Annotated in this window: 17 protein-coding genes; 13 read left to right on the top strand and 4 right to left on the bottom strand. The window is 70.9% G+C overall.

What is annotated here, in order from left to right:
- Nucleotides 1-19: 19 nt before the first annotated feature.
- A complete protein-coding gene (locus HYV93_17600) occupies nt 20-427 on the bottom strand; it encodes a hypothetical protein (GenBank protein MBI2527785.1) in 408 nt (135 codons plus the stop codon).
- A gap of 527 nt (nt 428-954) precedes the next feature.
- On the opposite strand from HYV93_17600, the gene HYV93_17605 reads away from it, so the two are divergent.
- The 12 genes from HYV93_17605 to HYV93_17660 all read left to right on the top strand — a co-directional run bounded on the left by HYV93_17605 (nt 955) and on the right by HYV93_17660 (nt 13140).
- Entirely contained in the window at nt 955-1149 is a 195-nt protein-coding gene (locus tag HYV93_17605) for a ubiquitin-like protein Pup (GenBank protein MBI2527786.1), read from the top strand.
- A gap of 156 nt (nt 1150-1305) precedes the next feature.
- Nucleotides 1306-3309, top strand: coding sequence for a PQQ-dependent sugar dehydrogenase (locus HYV93_17610; GenBank protein ID MBI2527787.1), 2004 nt, complete (start codon nt 1306-1308; stop codon nt 3307-3309).
- A gap of 158 nt (nt 3310-3467) precedes the next feature.
- Nucleotides 3468-4181, top strand: a complete 714-nt coding sequence (locus HYV93_17615; protein ID MBI2527788.1) for a TetR/AcrR family transcriptional regulator — start codon at nt 3468-3470, stop codon at nt 4179-4181.
- Entirely contained in the window at nt 4178-5401 is a 1224-nt protein-coding gene (locus tag HYV93_17620) for an ABC transporter substrate-binding protein (protein MBI2527789.1), read from the top strand. Before HYV93_17615 ends, HYV93_17620 begins: the two co-directional genes overlap by 4 nt.
- A 62-nt stretch (nt 5402-5463) precedes the next feature.
- A complete protein-coding gene (locus HYV93_17625; GenBank protein MBI2527790.1) occupies nt 5464-6333 on the top strand; it encodes a branched-chain amino acid ABC transporter permease in 870 nt (289 codons plus the stop codon).
- A 256-nt stretch (nt 6334-6589) separates the two neighbouring features.
- Complete coding sequence (locus tag HYV93_17630; GenBank protein MBI2527791.1) at nt 6590-7555, top strand: branched-chain amino acid ABC transporter permease; 966 nt, start codon at nt 6590-6592, stop codon at nt 7553-7555.
- A 55-nt stretch (nt 7556-7610) separates the two neighbouring features.
- Complete coding sequence (locus HYV93_17635; protein MBI2527792.1) at nt 7611-8291, top strand: ABC transporter ATP-binding protein; 681 nt, start codon at nt 7611-7613, stop codon at nt 8289-8291.
- Nucleotide 8292: 1 nt separating this feature from the next.
- On the top strand, nt 8293-8988 hold the full coding sequence (locus HYV93_17640; protein ID MBI2527793.1) for an ABC transporter ATP-binding protein: 696 nt from the start codon (nt 8293-8295) through the stop codon (nt 8986-8988).
- Nucleotides 8989-8997: 9 nt separating this feature from the next.
- On the top strand, nt 8998-10635 hold the full coding sequence (locus HYV93_17645; protein ID MBI2527794.1) for an AMP-binding protein: 1638 nt from the start codon (nt 8998-9000) through the stop codon (nt 10633-10635).
- On the top strand, nt 10632-11516 hold the full coding sequence (locus HYV93_17650; protein MBI2527795.1) for an amidohydrolase: 885 nt from the start codon (nt 10632-10634) through the stop codon (nt 11514-11516). Before HYV93_17645 ends, HYV93_17650 begins: the two co-directional genes overlap by 4 nt.
- 2 nt (nt 11517-11518) lie before the next feature.
- Nucleotides 11519-12310: an SDR family oxidoreductase gene (locus tag HYV93_17655; protein ID MBI2527796.1), complete on the top strand. Its 792-nt coding sequence runs from the start codon at nt 11519-11521 to the stop codon at nt 12308-12310.
- A 41-nt stretch (nt 12311-12351) separates the two neighbouring features.
- A complete protein-coding gene (locus tag HYV93_17660; GenBank protein MBI2527797.1) occupies nt 12352-13140 on the top strand; it encodes an enoyl-CoA hydratase/isomerase family protein in 789 nt (262 codons plus the stop codon).
- Nucleotides 13141-13276: 136 nt separating this feature from the next.
- Here the strand turns inward: HYV93_17660 and HYV93_17665 are convergent, their stop codons facing one another.
- The 3 genes from HYV93_17665 to HYV93_17675 form a co-directional block, all read right to left on the bottom strand.
- A complete protein-coding gene (locus HYV93_17665; protein ID MBI2527798.1) occupies nt 13277-14425 on the bottom strand; it encodes a uroporphyrinogen-III decarboxylase in 1149 nt (382 codons plus the stop codon).
- Complete coding sequence (locus HYV93_17670) at nt 14409-15047, bottom strand: cobalamin B12-binding domain-containing protein (GenBank protein MBI2527799.1); 639 nt, start codon at nt 15045-15047, stop codon at nt 14409-14411. Before HYV93_17670 ends, HYV93_17665 begins: the two co-directional genes overlap by 17 nt.
- 215 nt (nt 15048-15262) lie before the next feature.
- On the bottom strand, nt 15263-16081 hold the full coding sequence (locus tag HYV93_17675; GenBank protein MBI2527800.1) for an RNA methyltransferase: 819 nt from the start codon (nt 16079-16081) through the stop codon (nt 15263-15265).
- A gap of 8 nt (nt 16082-16089) precedes the next feature.
- Between HYV93_17675 and HYV93_17680 the strand changes: the two genes are divergently transcribed.
- Nucleotides 16090-16485 (top strand): thiamine pyrophosphate-binding protein (locus HYV93_17680; protein ID MBI2527801.1); only part of this gene is annotated, 396 nt, incomplete at its 3' end.

Consider the following 16485-nt stretch of genomic DNA (forward strand, 5'->3'; position numbering starts at 1 on the left):
CGCCCGGCCTCGCTCGCCCTTACTTCCGTCGGAGGTCACGGACGTAGACGACCTCCGCGACGACGGAGTTCGCGGTGATCACGTCGGCGTAGATGACCGAGGCCGTGACCTCGGGCGCCCTGATCTCACCGTGGGCATCGCCGATCTTCACGCCTCGGGTGTGATGGATCGCGCCCCGGACCTCGTCCGCCTCGATCTTGTTGGCGTAGATGGTATGGGCGCGCACCTGGTGGGCCTTGATCTCCTCGGCCTGCAGGGTCGGGGGTGGTGTCAGCGCTCCCGGGGGCGCCACGGGCGGCGCGTACACCGAACCCGTCTCGATCCGGACGTGACTGGCCGATGTCAACCCCGCCGGAAGCGCGAACGCCACGACTCCAACGAGGGCAGCAACGAGGAATACCTTTGCGTGCGTCACGTTTACGTGCATCACATTCACCTCCGTGTTCGGGCCGTGCTCGCCCCGCCTGTCCGCGCACGGCCTCTGCTCGTGCGGGAGACCCGCTTCGCAGGGCGGATGTCCCGACGAGTCCTTCTATGGAGCATCCCCCGTGCCAGACGCAATCGCACGCACCAAGCGTCACCTCCTCGACGCTCTCTGGCCGCATCTGCCCCCTCTCGGTCGAACAGAGGCCGGACTGCTGGGGCCGGTGGGAAGAAAGTACGGGCGGCCAGGTAAAGATTACGAGCCGCACGATGATGAGAAGGACTCGTGGCACGGGTCGACGCGGGGCCTGTGGCTGCAGGCGGCCACAGCTCTATAGGTTCCCACATGAATCTCGGCGGGAACGTCGGCAGGGCGCCAAGCCACGTTCGAGCTGGCGGAACGCTGGCATGGCCGGACCGTCTCGGCTCCCCGCCTGGCATGTCGATTGCTCCTCGAGCAGGCAGAGGCTGACGCGATCGGCAGATTGCCGCGGCAGCGCGCGGTGAGCGCGGTGAGGAGGTGAGCGCATCATGAGCCCAAAGACACGAGTCAGCAGGCCGAGCGACACGTGTGAGAAGAGCGACACCTCGCCGAGTCCGTCGCTGGCCGGGAAGGGCGAGAAGATCAAGCAGGAGCTGGACGAGCTCCTGGACGAGATCGACGGAGTCCTCGAGAGCAATGCGGAGGAGTTCGTGTCGAGCTATGTCCAGCGCGGCGGCCAGTAGCAGCGTCCCGCCTTCGATCACTGGTGGGACGGGATACGCCATGACGGTACCAACCTGCGAGGCCGAGCCTGCCGTGGCAAGGGCGAGCCAGAGGGAGTAAGCTCAGCGCATTGTAGTCGCGTTGCCTCCGGCCCACGCGTCCAGGGAGGACCGCCCATGCGCGCACTCTCAACGTGGCCTCGCCAACGGTTCGCTGCCTCTTTGTGGTTCCCGGCCTTCCTCCTGCTGCTGCCAGCCAGTCCCGCCGGGGCCCAGATGATCGAGCTTCAGCCCATCGCCTCCGGCCTCACCCAGCCTCTGGGACTGGCCAACGCCGGGGACGGTTCAAATCGCCTCTTCATCGTGCTGCGGGGGGGGCGGATCCTCGTTCGGTCGGCGAGTGGCTCCATCAGCACGTTCCTCGACATCTCGACGCTCGTGTCATGCTGTACGGGCGAGCGGGGCCTGCTGGGTCTCGCCTTCCATCCGCAGTATCCGAGCAATGGATTCTTCTTCGTCAACTACACCAACACGAGTGGCAACACCGTCGTCGCCAGGTATCGGGTCTCGGCCGATCCCGATGTCGCGAACCCCGGGTCGGCGACACTCATCCTCACCGTGGGACAGCCCTTCGCCAACCATAATGGCGGGCATCTCGCCTTCGGGGCCGATGGCTTCCTCTACGTCGGGCTCGGGGACGGCGGGAGCGCGGGCGACCCGAACAACTTCGCGCAGGATCTCGGGTCGCTGCTGGGCAAGATGCTGCGCATCGACGTCGACGGCGGCACACCGTACGCGATCCCCCCTGACAACCCCTTCGTCGGGGTCCCGGGGGCCCGCCCGGAGATCTGGAGCTATGGCTTCCGCAACCCGTGGCGCTATTCGTTCGACCGGATGACCGGCGACCTCTTGATCGGTGACGTCGGCCAGGACGCGCGCGAAGAGATCGACTTCGAGGCGGCGGGCACCGGGGGTGGGCGCAACTACGGCTGGCGGCGCATGGAGGGCACGGCCTGCTTCAACCCCACCACCGGCTGCAACGACGGCACCCTCACCCTGCCCGTCATCGAGTACACGCATGCGGAGGGCTGTTCGGTGACCGGCGGCTACCGCTATCGCGGCACCGCCTTCCCCACGCTCTTCGCCAGGTACTTCTACGGCGATTTCTGCGCCGGCAAGATCTGGGCCGGCACGGAGGCCGGCGGAGGGGCGTGGACGACCCAGCTCCTGCTCGACACGGCTCTCAGCATCTCGAGCTTCGGAGAGGACGAGCAGGGCGAGATCTACGTGGTGCACATCGGCACCAGCGGAGCCAGCTTCACCGACGGTGCCGTCTTTCGCATCGCCGTGCCCGCGGCCAGCGGCGAGATCATCCTCGACAACCTGGCCGCGGGGCAGTCGGATGGCATGCGCACGTTCACCGGGACCTGGTGCACGTCTACCGTGGCCGGCCTCGGGCCCGACACGCTCTACGCCTGCGGAGGAAGCAGCGAGAGCTATCGCTGGCGCCCGACCATCCCCAGCGCTGGCACCTATCAGGTCTTTGCGCGATGGGGGGCCCATGCCAACCGCTCCACCAATGTCCCCTACCGGATCGTGCATGCCGGGGGCACGACCATGCGGGCGGTGAACCAGCGGATCAATGGCGGGATGTGGAATCTCCTGGGGACGTTCAGCTTCAACGCCGGATCGACGGGGTACGTCGAGGTGCTGGAAGCGACCGGAGGGGTCACGTCCGCGGATGCGGTCCGCTTCGTTCCCGGCGCGGGCGCCACCCCGATCGTCGTCGACAATCTTCCCGTGGGGCAACAGGATGCGGCGCGCACGTTCACCGGGACCTGGTGCACATCCGCCCTGGCCGGCTTCGGCGCCGATACCCTGTACGCGTGCGGTGGCGCCGGCGAGAGCTATCGCTGGCGGCCGACCGTACCGGCCACCGGCACCTACCGTGTCTTCGAGCAGCACGCCGCGCACTCGAACCGCGGCACCGCGGTGCCGTTCCGCATCAGTCACGCCGGCGGCCTGACGACGGTCAACGTGAACCAGCAGGTGAACGGCGGACAGTGGAACCTCCTGGGCCAGTTCATGTTCAACGCGGGCACCGCCGGCTACGTCGAGGTGCTGGAAGCACCCTCGGGGATCACGTCGGCCGACGCGATCCGGCTCGAAGCGGTGCCCTAGCGTGCCTGACCGCCTCACGTCCACTCCTTGCGCACCACGATGACGTTCTGCGGACACCGGCGCGGATCATCTATGTAGTCTGCGAACCGGAAGCGCTAGGCCCCCGCCGCGTCGGGGCTTGACTTCGCCAGGCCGGTGGTGTTGACTGAGCGCTCAGTATGACCGAACTGGTCGTCGCCTCCATCAAGGACGGGGAGCGCGTGCGGGAGCGCCGCGAGCGTCTCGTCAGCGCCGCCACGGACGTGTTCGTGCGCAAGGGCTACCACCTGGCCACGGTCCGCGACATCGGGCGCGAGGCCGGCTTCACGCAGGGCACGATCTACAACTACGTCCGCTCCAAGGCCGACATCCTCTACCTCGTCTGTGACGAGGTGGTCACCGCCTACCAGGCCGCGGTGCGCCGGGCCATCGACGGCATCGTCGATCCCGCGGCGCGGCTCCGCGCGGCGCTCCGGGCGATCGTCGAGGTCATGCTCGCGCGCCAGGAGCAGATCCTGCTCCTCTACCACGAGAGCCACTCCCTCGACCCCAAGGCCGTGCGCGCGCTGCTGGCCCGGGTCGAGGAGTTCATCCAGACCTTCGAGGAGATGCTCGCCGCCGTTCGGGGGCGCCGCGGATTCGCGGTCGAGCACCGGCGGCTCGCGGCGAACATCGTGACGTTCCTCCCCACCATGGTGGCCCTGCGCCGCTGGGACCTGACCCGGCGCGTTCCCCCCGCCGTCCTGGTCCCCGGGCTGACGGATTTCATGCTCCGGGGGCTCGGCGTCGTCGGGGAGGCCGCCCATGCGCCGCGTCCTCGTAGGCCGTCGGCTCGTCGCCACCCCCGGAGCACATCCCCACGACCTCGTCGTCGACAGGAGGGCAGCCAATGAAACGGGAAGGGTCGATCCCTCGACGGACATTCCTCAGGGCCGGTGCAGCCGGGGTGGCGACCCTGGCCGTGCCGACGATGCGCGCGCGGGCCTGGGCCCAGGGCTCGGAGCCGATCGTCATCGGCGTGCCGACCGCCATCACGGGCACCTGGGCAGCGCTGGGGGTGCAGGTCGTGCGGACCTGCAAGCTCGTCGCGAAAGAGGTGGAGCAGCGGGGCGGGATCCTCGGCCGCAAGGTCGAGTTTCTCTTCGAGGACACCCAGGGCAACCCGGCCAACTGCGTCCGCAAGGCGCAGGAGATGGTGGAACGGCACAAGGTGAACCTGTTCACGGGGATCATGGCCTCGTCCGAGGCGCTCGCGGTGAGCGCGAAGCTGGCGGAGTGGAACGCGTTCTTCCTCTCGAGCATCAACGGGGCCGGGGAGCTCACCGCCGAGAAGTACGTCCCGAACTTCTTCCGCGCCAACACCTCGGGCCCCATGGGCGCCCGGACCATCGCAGTCTATCTGAAGGACGCTCCCCAGAAGACCTTCTACGCGATCGGCCTCGACTACGCGTGGGGGCATTCGAGCGTGGCCGTCTTCGAGAAGGAGATCCAGCGGGCCGGCAAGGAGTTCGTGGGCAAGGTGTTCGCGCCCACCGGGACCAAGGATTACTCGACCTACATCACTCGGATCCGCCAGGCGAACCCCGACGGGCTCTACGTCGCCATCACGGGGGACGACGGCACGGCCTTCTACCAGCAGGCGGCCCAGTTCAAGCTCGGCGAGAAGATCCAGATGGTGACGGAGCTGGTCGACATGCTGAACCTCAAGCCGGCCGGCGAGGCCACGCTGGGGCTCATCGGGTCGAGCCGGTACACCTTCATGTACGAGACCCCGGAGAATCAGGCCTTCGTGAAGCGCTTCCAGGCCGAGTTCAAGGAAGCTCCCGACACCTTCGACGGGGAGCAGTACCAAGCCCTCCAGATCCTGTTCAAGGCCATCGAGAAGGCCCGGAGCACCGACACGGCCGCCCTTGTCAAGGCCATGGCAGGGCTCGAGGTGACGAGCGTCAAGGGCAAGGTCGTGATGCGCGAGTGCGACCATCAGGGGAGCCAGCAGGGCTTCGTCGTCAAGGCGGTGAAGCGCCAGGGCTTCGCCCATCCCGTCCCCGAGGTGGTGAAGACCTACCCGGCCGACATCGTCACGCCCCCCTGCCGGAAGTCGTCCTACAGCTAGGCGCCCGGCGCCGCGGCGGGGAGGGGCAGCCCTTCCCGCCGCGGCTCTCTCGCGACGATCCGATGAGCCTGACCGCCTTCCTCGTGACACAGGGTCTCAACGCGCTGGCCCTGTCCGCGCTCCTGTTCTTCATCTCCATCGGGCTCACGCTGATCTTCGGCATCATGCGCATCATCAACTTCGCCCACGGGGCGCTCTACATGCTGGGGGCGTACGTGGGCGTCTCGGTCGCCCTCTGGACGGGCCGGTACTGGCTGGCGCTCGCGCTGGCGCCGATCCTCGTGGCGGCGCTGGGGCTCGGCGTCGAGGCGCTCGTCCTCCGGCCCCTCTACCGGCGCGAGCACGGCGCCTTCCTCCTGGTGACGTTCGGCGTCGCTCTGGTGGTCGCGGAGGGGATCCGCCTCGGCTGGGGGCCCACGGCCCGACGGTTCGCGCTGCCGTCCGGCCTGGCCGGGTCGGTGACCCTCCTCGGCGAGGCGTTTCCCGTCTACCGGATCTTCCTCGCCTGCTTCGGGGTGGCGGTGGCCGTCGCGCTGTGGCAGTTCCTCGAGCGGACGCGGCTCGGGCTGGTCATCCGCGCCACCGCCCAGAACGCCGAGATGGTGCATGCCCTCGGGGTGGACGTCCGCTGGGTCCGCTCGGGGGTCTTCGCGCTCGGCTGCGGGCTGGCCGCGCTCGGCGGCGTCCTGGCCGTCCCGCTGGTCACCGCCTACCTCGGCCTGGGGGCGGGGGTGGTCGTGGATGCCTTCGTCATCGTGATCATCGGGGGCATGGGCAGCTTCGTGGGGTCGGTGATCGGCAGCCTCCTGGTCGGCTTCGTCCAGACCTTCGGGAACTTCTATCTCCCCGACCTGGCCCTGGCCGCGATGTACCTCGCGATGATCGCCGTGCTGGTCCTGCGCCCGCGCGGCCTCTTCGGGCAGGACGAGTAGTGCCGGCCCAATTCACTTCGCCATCGCTCGCTCACGCTCGCGCGACTCCCATCTCCGCTCGCCTGGCCTCCGGCTTCGGCTCGCCCAGCCATGTTCTCGGTCGGCGCGGGCACTCAACGTACACCTGCGTACGCCTCGCGCCCGCCGCTTCCGCTCGTCTCCCCAGGTCCGCTCGCCTCGCCTCCCGGCTGCGGCTCGCACAGCATTCCTCCGGCCTCGTCTGGCTCGTGACTTGGCCCGGCACGGTGCAGTAGCCGTGGGCTGGGCGGGCGCGGTCGTCATCGCAGGCCTCGCCGCGGCCCCCGCGGTACTGCCAGGGTTCCTGGTCACCTCGCTGACCGAGGTCCTGATCCTCGGCCTCTTCGCCATGAGCCTGGATCTCCTCGTGGGCTACACCGGCCTCGACTCCTTCGGGCACGCCGCCGTCTACGGGCTCGGGGCGTACACGGCCTCGCTCCTGCTCCTCAGGGCCGAGGTCTCGCTGCCCACGGCGGTGCTCGGCGGGGCGCTGCTGACGGCCGTGCTCGCCCTGCCCATGGGCTGGCTCTGCACCCGCACGACCGGCGTCTCCTTCGCCATGCTGACCCTGGCCTTCGCCCAGCTGCTCTACGCCGTGGCCTACAAGTGGCAGAGCGTCACCGGGGGCTCCGACGGGCTCGCGGGAGTCTCGCGGACGCCGGGGCCCTTCGGCCTCACCTGGTTCACGTCACGGCCGGGGTACTACTACTTCGTGGCCGGCTGCCTCGCCGGCGCCTACGTCCTGTGCCGCGCCTTCGTCGCCTCGCCGGTCGGCACCACGCTGCTCGCCATCCGCGAGAACGAGCGGAAGGCGAGCGCGCTGGGCTACAACCCGCGGGCCTACAAGATCGCGGTCTTCGTGATCGCGGCGTTCTTCGGCGGGCTCGCCGGGGCGCTCTACGCGCCCTTCGCCGGCTTCGCCTCGCCGGATCTCTTCTTCTGGATCCTCTCGGGCCAGGTCCTCGTGATGGTCATCGTCGGCGGGAGCGGATCGCTGCTGGGGCCCATCGCCGGCGCGGCGGTGTTCCTGCTCCTCGAGCACCATCTGAGCGGCCTGACTGACTCCTGGGCGCTCATCCTCGGCCTGATCTTCATCGTCTTCGTCGTCTTCGTGCCCGAGGGCCTGTGGGGCATCGTCCGCCGCCACGCGGCCACCCCCGCGGCGCTTCTGGAGGAGTCCGGTGCCGAACACCCCGTACCTTGAGTGCCGGGGCGTGAGTCGCCACTTCGGGGCGCTGGCGGCGGTCGCCGAGGTGTCGATGACCATCCAGCAGGGGGAGATCCGCGCGGTGATCGGCCCGAACGGCGCGGGCAAGACGACGCTCTTCAACGTGATCGCGGGGTCGCTCCGGCCCACCGCCGGGTCCGTCGTCTTCAAGGGCGAGCCGCTCACGGGGCTCCCGCCGCATGCCATCTGCGCCCGGGGCCTGTCGCGGACCTTCCAGCTCACCGCGCTCTTTCCCAGGCTCACCGTCCTCGAGAACGTCAGGCTCGCGGCCCAGGCGCGGGCCCGGGGGCGGTGGCGGGTGCTCGGCGGCGGGGCGATCAGGGGCGAGACGACCCGGGAGGCCGAGGGCTGGCTCGACCGCCTCCGCCTGGCGCATGTCGCCCGCGCCCCGGCGGGTCTCCTGTCCCACGGCGACCAGCGCCTGCTCGAGGTGGCCATGGCGCTGGCCCAGCGCCCCGAAGTCCTCCTGCTGGACGAGCCCACCCAGGGGCTCTCGGTGGAGGAGACCGCCCGCACGGTCGCGCTCCTGCACGAGCTGCTCACCGACGGCCGGCTCACGGTCCTCCTCGTCGAGCACGACATGGAGGTGGTCTTCTCGCTCGCCCACCGGATCACCGTGCTCCACCAGGGGCGCGTCATCGGCGACGGCACGCCGGCCGAGGTGAAGCGGACCCCGGCCGTCCAGACGGCCTATCTGGGGGGGCTCGACTGACATGCTCGGGGTCGACGACCTCCACGCCTACTACGGGGCGAGCCACGTGCTCCAGGGGGTGACGCTCCAGGTGGAGGCGGGCCGGGTTGCCGGCATCCTCGGCCGGAACGGCGTGGGCAAGACCACCACGCTTCGCGCGATCATGGGCCTCACCACGCCGCGGCGAGGGCGGGTCGCGCTGGACGCCGCCGACATCACCGGCTGGGCGCCGCACCGGGTGGCGCGGGCCGGCGTGGCCTATGTCCCCGAGGGTCGCCAGATCTTCCCGGCGCTCACGGCGCTCGAGAACATCCGGGTCGCCGAGCGGCGCCCGGCCTCGCGCTGGCCCGTGGAGCGGCTCCTGGAGCTCTTCCCCCTGCTCCGGCCGCGGCTGCGCCACCGGGGCCGGCAGCTGTCGGGCGGGGAGCAGCAGATGCTCGCCATCGCGCGCGCGCTGGTCACGGACCCCCGGGTGCTGCTCCTGGACGAGCCGTCCCAGGGCCTGGCGCCGCTGATCGTCCGGGAGCTCGCCACGGTCATCCGGCGTCTCGCCGCCGAGGGCGTCACGGTGCTCCTGGTCGAGCAGAACCTGAAGCTGGCCGAGCTCGTGGCCGATCACCTCTTCGTCATGGTCAAGGGGCGCGTCGTCTACGACGCGACCCCGGAGCGGTTCCACGCCGACGGCGCCGAGGTCCGCACGCGGTACCTCACGCTGTAGGAGGCTCGCATGCCTGTCTTCCAGACCCGTCTCACGCCCGACCTCGTCGCGCGCTACACGCGCTCGGGACACTGGGGGACCGAAACCTTCGCCCAGATCCTGGCCGCGCGCGCGGCGGCCCATCCCGAGCGGGAGGCCATCGTCGACCATCGCCACCGCGTCACGTACGGGGAGCTCGCCGCCCGGGTGGAGCGCACGGCGGCGGCCTTCCAGCAGCTCGGCGTCGGCCCCGGCGACACGGTGACGATCCAGCTGCCGAACTGGGCCGAGTTCGCCTACGTCTTCTTCGCGCTCGAGCGCGTGGGAGCGGTCGCCAACCAGATCGGCCCCGACTTCCGCGGCCGGGAGGTCGACTACATCCTGCGCTTCTCCGAGAGCCGCGCCTTCGTGTGCCCCGCGACGTTCAAGGACTTCGAGTACGTCCCGATGATCCGCGCGCTGCGCCCGGGCCTCCCCGCCCTCGAGACCGTGTGCGTGCTCGGCGGCCCGGACGCGGCGGACACGGTGTCCTTGGACGAGATGGTCTACGGCACACGCCCGCTGCCGCCGCTGGTTCCGAGGCCCATGGGGGCGGACGCGGTCATGCGCATGGCCTTCACCTCGGGGACGACCGGGAACCCGAAGGGCGTCACCCACAGCTTCAACACGACGCTGCCCACGTGCCGCATCCTCAATGCCGCCATGGAGGTGACCGAGAACGAGGTCTTTCTCGTCTACCTCCCGCTGGGCTTGAACTGGGGCTACCTCACCCTCCTCCAGGCTATCATGGCGGGCGCCCGGGCCGTGCTCCTGGACCGGTTCTCGGGCCGGGCGGCCCTCGAGCTGATCGAGCGGGAGCGCGTCACCTTCATCCCGAGCGCCCCGGCCTCGATCATCGCCATGCTGAACGATCCCGAGCTCGGGCGCTTCGACCTGCGCTCCCTCCGCGTCGTCATCACCGGCGGCGCCTCCTGCCCCGTCGAGACGATCCGGGCGTTCCGGGCGCGGCTGCCCGGGTATCTCATCGAGCTCTACGGCATGCTCGAGACCGGCTTCCACACCTTCACGCGCTTCACGGACGACCCCGAGGCGGTGGCGGGCACCATCGGCCGGCCGGCGCCCGGCATGGGCCTGCGCCTCATCGACGAGCACGGCCGCGACGTCCCGCCGGGGGCGGAGGGCGAGATCGCCGCCGAGGGGCCGTCGGTGCACCTCGGCTACCACAAGAACCCCGCCGCCAACGCCGAGCTGTTCACCGCGGACGGGTGGTTCCGGACGGGCGATCTGGGGCAGCTCGACGCGGCCGGCAACGTGACGATCGTGGGGCGGCTCAAGGAGATGATCAATCGCGGCGGCAAGAAGTTCTTCCCGCGCGAGATCGAGGAGATCCTCTACACGCATCCGAAGGTGCTCCACGCCGCGATCGTCGGGGTGCCCGATCCGCGGCTCGGGGAGCGGAACTGCCTGTGCGTGATCCCCCGGCCAGGCGCGAGCCTCCCGCTCGAGGAGGTCGTGGCGTTCCTCGCGGGGAGCGTCGCGACCTACAAGCTCCCGGAGGAGATCGAGGTGTTCGACGACTTCCCCTTCACCCCCACGGGCAAGATCCAGCGGCATGCGTTGACCCGCCAGGTGCTGGCCCGGCGCGGGGCGGAGGTGCCGCGGCCATGAGCACGGGCGCGCCGGCTGCGCGGGCCATCATCGATCTGCACTCGCACTGGGGCACCAGGCGCGGCTACCCGTTCCAGACCCCGGAGGAGCTCTCCCAGCAGGAGAAGGTGTTCCGGTCCAAGCCGAGCTATGTGACCGAGGCCGAGATGGCGGCGCATTTCCGCGAGATGAATGTCCGGACCGTCCTGGACCTCGGGGTGCGGAAGCCGGCGCCCATCGAGGAGGTCCGAGCGCTTCACGAGTACGCGTTCGAGGTCCAGCGCCAGTACCCCGACGTGATCCTCGGCAACTGGCTCCATGTCGACCCGCGGATGGGCCCCCCGGCGGTGGAGGAGTTCGAGCGCTGTCTCCGCGAGGGCAGCGGTTTCCTCGGGCTCGGCGTCCCTGGGGCCGGCTTCAACGTGCCCGCCAACGATGCGAGCTACGCGCCGCTCTACCGCCTCTGCATCGAGGCCCGGGTGCCGGCGCTCATCATGGTGGGCTATACCGGCCTCGGGGCCGGCCTGCCGGGCGGCGGCGGTGTCCGCCTAGAGAGCAGTCACCCGCGCTACCTGGATGACGTCGCCGCCAGCTACCCCGACCTGACGATCGTCGCCTCGCGCCCCGCCTGGCCCTGGCAAGCGGAGATGATCGCGATCCTCATCCACAAGACGAATGTGTGGTACGAGCTGCACGGCTGGTCCCCCCGCTACCTCGCCCCCGAGCTCAAGACCGAGATCGCGCGGCGGCTCCAGGACCGGGTCATGTTCGGCGCGGACTACCCCCTCCTGAACTACCGGCGGCTGGTCGCCGACTGGCAGGGCGAGGGCTACCCGGAGGAGGTGCTCGAGAAGGTCTTCCGGGAGAACGCCGAGCGGTTCCTGGCCGGCGTGAGGCGCTGAGGGTGGAGCTCCACCTCGCCGGGAAGGTGGCCATCGTCGGGGGCGCCAGCGAGGGCATCGGCTACGAGATCGCCCGGACCCTGGCGGCGGAGGGCGCGGGAGTCGTCATCACGGCGCGGCGCGAGCCCGCGCTGGTCTCCGCCGTCGACGCGATCCGGCAGGAGACCGGCGCCCAGGTTCACGCCGTCCAGGCCGATGTGCGGAAGGGGGAGGACAGTGTCCGCATCGTCGAGGAGGCGATCCGCCGCTTCGGGGGCGTGCAGATCCTCGTCAACAACGATGGGGCCCCGCCGATCGGGCTGCTGCGGGACTTCGACGACGCGGCCTGGGCGAACGCCGTCGAGCAGAACCTCATGAGCGTCGTCCGGATGGTGCGGCTGACGACGCCCCACATGGAGGCGGCCGGCGGGGGCGCGATCGTCAACATCACCGGGCTCTCCGCCATCGAGCCGATGGTCGGCTTCGGCCTGTCCGTGGCGACGTGGGCCGGGGTGATCGGGCTGGCGAAGACCCTCGCGCGGGAGCTCGCGCGGGACCGGATCACGATCAACACGATCTGCCCGGGGTTCATCAACACCACGCGCCTCGAGAAGGTCTTCCGGAAGCAGGCCGAGGGCGAGGGGCTCGCGTTCGAGGCGTTCATCCGGCGGCTGACCGAGGGAATCCCGCTGGGCCGCCTGGGCACTCCCGAGGACATCGCGGGGCTGGTCGCCCTCCTCGCCTCGCCCCGGGGCGCCTTCATCACCGGCGCGACCATCCAGGTCGACGGGGGATCCCGGCGGAGTCTGCTGTGATGGGGGCCGGGCCTCGGGACCCGGTAACGCGGGAGGGGAGCGTGAACTACTCCGAGTACCGGCATCTCACGTTCGAGCTACGGCCCAACGGCGTCTTGCTGACGACGATCAACCGCCCCGAGGTGCTCAACGCGACGAACGCGCGCCTGCACTGGGAGCTCTCACGGGTGTGGAGGACGGCGGACGAGGAGGAGGCGGTGCGCGTGGTCCTGATCACGGGGGCCGGGAAGGCCTTCTCCGCGGGCGGTGACCTGGGCATGGCCGAGGCCATGGCCGGCGACCCCGGCGCCATCGCCCGGGCCATGCGGGAAGCCTCCGATATCGTCTACAGCATGATTCATCTCGACAAGCCCGTCGTCTCCGCCATCAACGGCGTCGCCGTGGGGGCAGGGCTCGCGGTGGCGCTGCTCGCCGACATCAGCATCATCGCCGAGACGGCGCGCCTCACCGACGGCCACCTGCGCTTGGGTGTGGGGGCCGGGGACCACGCCGTGCTCCTCTGGCCGCTCCTCTGCGGCATGGCGAAGGCCAAGCACTACCTCCTCACCTCGGAGTTCCTGGACGGCAAGGAAGCCGAGCGCATCGGGCTCGTCAGCCGCTGTGTGCCCGCCGAGAGGCTGATGGAGACCGCCTGGCAGGTGGCCGATACCCTGGCCTCGGGCAGCCAGCCCGCCATCCGGGGGACCAAGCGCGCGCTCAACAACTGGCTGCGCCAGGCGGGCCCGCTGTTCGACCATTCCCTGGCGCTGGAGATGCTGAACTTCATGGGGCCGGACATCCGCGAGGGGATCAGGGCGATCAGGGAGAAGCGGCCGCCGGACTTCCCGTGAGACGGGGTCAGGTCTTGCATTACGACATCCCTCCCGGCATCGGCCATCGTGTTCCGCCGTGGGGGTGAGCGAGCCGCATCGAGGAGCGGACGCGGGCCGACGGACGCCTCCGGCAAGCGAGGCCCAGGGTGGGCGGTCAGCGCACTCCGGCCTGCCCCAGCTCCCGGGCGGTGGCGACGAAGGCCTCGACGTTGGCCGCCAGGGCGTCCAGGGGTGTGTCGCAGCCGGCGCAGAGCAGCAGGCCCGTGGGGCCGCAGTCGCGCGCCAGGTCACGCACATAGTGGTGAACGTCATCGGGGGTGCCGGCCGACAGGAGCGCGGGCGGAACATCCCCCATGAGGGCCATGCGGTCACCGAGGAGCTCCTTGGCCCGGCGGATGTCGGTCATGCCGTCGAGGTTGAGCACACACGAACGCGGCGGCAAGTCCCTGAGCCGCGCCAGGTCCCGCGTCCAGTCCTGGTCGAAGTGCAGGACAGAGACGATGCCCTCGCGCGCCAGCGTCGTGACCATCCCTTCGAGGTACGGGAAGACGAAGGCGTTCCAGAGGCGGGGCGACACCAGCGCGCTGGCCGAGCGCCAGCCGCCCACCCACACCGCCGGGATACCCGAGACGCGGGCGGCGGCGATCCCCTCGGCGATCAGGGCCGGCTGCATGACGTCCATGGCCGCTCTCACCGTCTCCGGCCGGCGGTGCAGGTCGAGGAAGAACTCCTGCATGGAGCGCGCCCCGCACAGGTACTCGAAGGGGATCGCCGTCGCCCCGCAGGAGAGCGGCACGAAGCCCGCCGCGCGGAAGCGGCGCAGCACGCCGGCGAGGTGCGCCTTCACCCAGGTGCGGTTCGCCTCGAGCTCGGCCGGGTCGATGACGCGGGGGAGATAGCCGCGCAGGAAGGCGGGCCACCCCTGAGCCACGATCGCCTCGTAGTCCTCGATCGTCATCACCTCGGCCTCGTCCACCTGCCAGAGGCTGTCCTCCGGCAGGTCGCGTCCCGGCACGGCGACGCGGGAGAGCCACATGCGGCTCAGCGCTGGTGTGATCCGTCCGGCCGGCGCCGCGTTGATCCCGTCCAGGTCCCCCAGCCGCTCCATGGCGGCGAGCGTCGCGTCCACCCGCGCCTCGGGGTCCGCGCAGAACCGGGCGATGGACATGCCGGTATAGCGCGGGGAGAAGGCCGTCCCCATGTAGATCACCGGCAGGCGGTCCACCGGCTCGAGGGCCATCGCCCGCCGGATGCGCTCCGCGCGCTCCCGGTACAGGCCCTGCGCGTCAGCGGGCGCCGGCATGGTCCATCCAGCCATCGCAGAGGTTCACCGCCGCCTGCGCCGTGGCTCCCCAGGCATCTGCCCCTGCGAGAGCCTGGACCCGCGCGTCCACGGGCCCCCCGCCGAGCATGATGCGGACGCGGGGGCGCAGCCCCGTGGCCTCCACGGCGTCCACCGTCTCCTTCATGGCGCCGAAGGAGGTGGTCAGGAGGGCCGACAGCCCCAGGACCGTGGCCCCGGTCTCCGCCAGCGCATCCACGAACCGCTGCGGCGGGACATTCACGCCGAGGTCGCGCACCTCGTAGCCGGCCGCCCGGAGCAGCAGCACCACGAGGTTCTTGCCGATATCGTGGAGGTCTCCCTTGACGGTCCCCATGACGACAGTGCCCCGCGTGGGCCACTGCCCATCCGAGAGCAGAGGCTCGGCCAGCCGCGTGACCCGGGCGAAGATGGCCGCCGCCATGATGAGGTCCGAGACGAAGTACTCGCCGCGCCCGAACCGCTCGCCAACGAGCGCCATGCCCGCGCGGCACGCTTCGATGACGGCGAGGGCGTCCGTCCCCGCAGCCAGTCGCTCGCGGGCGGTGGCCAGCGCCGTGGGCTCGTCCAGGTCGGCGACGGCGTTGATGAGCCTGTCAGACATGCGGGGCCTCCGGTGGGCGGGTCGGGTCCTGGCGGGTCGAACGGGCGTCCGGCTGTCCCGCCCTCCCCTCGCCGGGGCGACGCCGCTGGCGGGTGGCGAGCGCGCGCCCCCGCCGCGCGCGGGGCGACCGGGTCCCGCGCATGGACGGATAGCATGACGGCGGCAGGCGGGTCAAGGGGGCGGGCGAGCGCCCCGGCGTCAGGCCCGCGGCCACGTCAGCCGCGCAGGCGGTGGAGAGTGATGGCCGAGGCCACCGCCACGTTGAGCGAGTCGAGACCGGGGGCCATCGCGATGCGCACGCGGAGATCGGCCGCGGCGCGCACCCCGGGCGAGAGCCCGGGCCCCTCCGCGCCCAGCAGGAGGGCCATGCGGGACGGCATGGCTCCTGAACGCGCCACGTCCACGAGGTCCAGGGCGTCCTCGTCGGGCGTGAGCGCGACCAGGCTGTACCCGGCCGCGCGCAGACGCTCGAGCTCCGCCGGCCAGTCCGCGATCCTCGCCCACGGCAGGCAGAGGGCTGCCCCCGCCGAGACCCGGATGGCCTTGCGCGAGAGGGGATCGGCCGAGCCCGGGCTGAGGAGCACGGCCTGGACGCCGAGGCCCATGGCGTTGCGAAGGATCGCGCCCACGTTGTCGGGATCGGACACGCGCTCGAGGACGACCAGTCGCCGCGGACCCAGCGGCGCCACGAGCGGCTCGACGCGGGTAAGGACGCCCCGCTCGCCGAGGGCGATGCAGCCGCGGTGGAACTTGTACCCGACGATGGCGCGGAGCACGCCGGCGCCGGCCACGTAGACGAGCGGCGCCTCCGGGCCCCGGGCGAAGAGGTCTCGCAGCGCGGGCAGCGTGGCCCCGGTCACGAGAATGGACCGGAGACGGAAGCGTCCGCCGGCGAGCAGGCGGCGCACGACCAGCGAGCCCTCCGCGACGAAGAGGCCAGCGGGCACCCGGCTGTCGAGCCGGGGCAGATGACGGTAGGGCGCGACCCTCGGATCCTCGGGGTCGTCGATGGACTCGATGCGGGGAAAAGCCATGGGCCCCCATGGTGCCCCGAGGGGAGAAGCAAGGGAAGAGGCAGGCACTGCACAAGGCCTTCAAGACGGCGGTGAGCGGCCGGCCGGGCCCGGTGCACGTCGACCTGTCCCTCACCATCCAGGCCGAGCGCGCGGACCTGGAGGTGCCCGACCCGAGCCTGCACCGGGTGCCCGGGCGCCAGCGCGGCGACGCCCAGCAGATCCTCCGGGCGGCGGAGCTGCTCGCCGGCGCCCGCCGTCCGGTCATCGTCTGCGGCAGCGGGGCCAAGATGTCCGGCGCCTCGGCGGAAGTCCTGGCGCTCGCCGAGCACCTGGCGGCCCCGGTGGGCTGCGCCCATCGCGGCAAGGGCGTGATCCCGGAGGACCATCCGCTGGCGCTGGGGCTCGTCGGGGCCGAGGCGCGA

The sequence above is a fragment of the Candidatus Rokuibacteriota bacterium genome (genome assembly GCA_016188005.1).
In the GTDB taxonomy this organism is placed as follows: domain Bacteria; phylum Methylomirabilota; class Methylomirabilia; order Rokubacteriales; family CSP1-6; genus UBA12499.

What these genes read in the sequence shown, in the direction of transcription:
- HYV93_17600 (MBI2527785.1), bottom strand. Translation starts at nt 427, where the DNA reads ATGCACGTAAACGTGACGCACGCAAAGGTATTCCTCGTTGCTGCCCTC.
- HYV93_17605 (MBI2527786.1), top strand. Translation starts at nt 955, where the DNA reads ATGAGCCCAAAGACACGAGTCAGCAGGCCGAGCGACACGTGTGAGAAG.
- HYV93_17610 (MBI2527787.1), top strand. Translation starts at nt 1,306, where the DNA reads ATGCGCGCACTCTCAACGTGGCCTCGCCAACGGTTCGCTGCCTCTTTG.
- HYV93_17615 (MBI2527788.1), top strand. Translation starts at nt 3,468, where the DNA reads ATGACCGAACTGGTCGTCGCCTCCATCAAGGACGGGGAGCGCGTGCGG.
- HYV93_17620 (MBI2527789.1), top strand. Translation starts at nt 4,178, where the DNA reads ATGAAACGGGAAGGGTCGATCCCTCGACGGACATTCCTCAGGGCCGGT.
- HYV93_17625 (MBI2527790.1), top strand. Translation starts at nt 5,464, where the DNA reads ATGAGCCTGACCGCCTTCCTCGTGACACAGGGTCTCAACGCGCTGGCC.
- HYV93_17635 (MBI2527792.1), top strand. Translation starts at nt 7,611, where the DNA reads ATGACCATCCAGCAGGGGGAGATCCGCGCGGTGATCGGCCCGAACGGC.
- HYV93_17640 (MBI2527793.1), top strand. Translation starts at nt 8,293, where the DNA reads ATGCTCGGGGTCGACGACCTCCACGCCTACTACGGGGCGAGCCACGTG.
- HYV93_17645 (MBI2527794.1), top strand. Translation starts at nt 8,998, where the DNA reads ATGCCTGTCTTCCAGACCCGTCTCACGCCCGACCTCGTCGCGCGCTAC.
- HYV93_17650 (MBI2527795.1), top strand. Translation starts at nt 10,632, where the DNA reads ATGAGCACGGGCGCGCCGGCTGCGCGGGCCATCATCGATCTGCACTCG.
- HYV93_17665 (MBI2527798.1), bottom strand. Translation starts at nt 14,425, where the DNA reads ATGCCGGCGCCCGCTGACGCGCAGGGCCTGTACCGGGAGCGCGCGGAG.
- HYV93_17670 (MBI2527799.1), bottom strand. Translation starts at nt 15,047, where the DNA reads ATGTCTGACAGGCTCATCAACGCCGTCGCCGACCTGGACGAGCCCACG.
- HYV93_17675 (MBI2527800.1), bottom strand. Translation starts at nt 16,081, where the DNA reads ATGGCTTTTCCCCGCATCGAGTCCATCGACGACCCCGAGGATCCGAGG.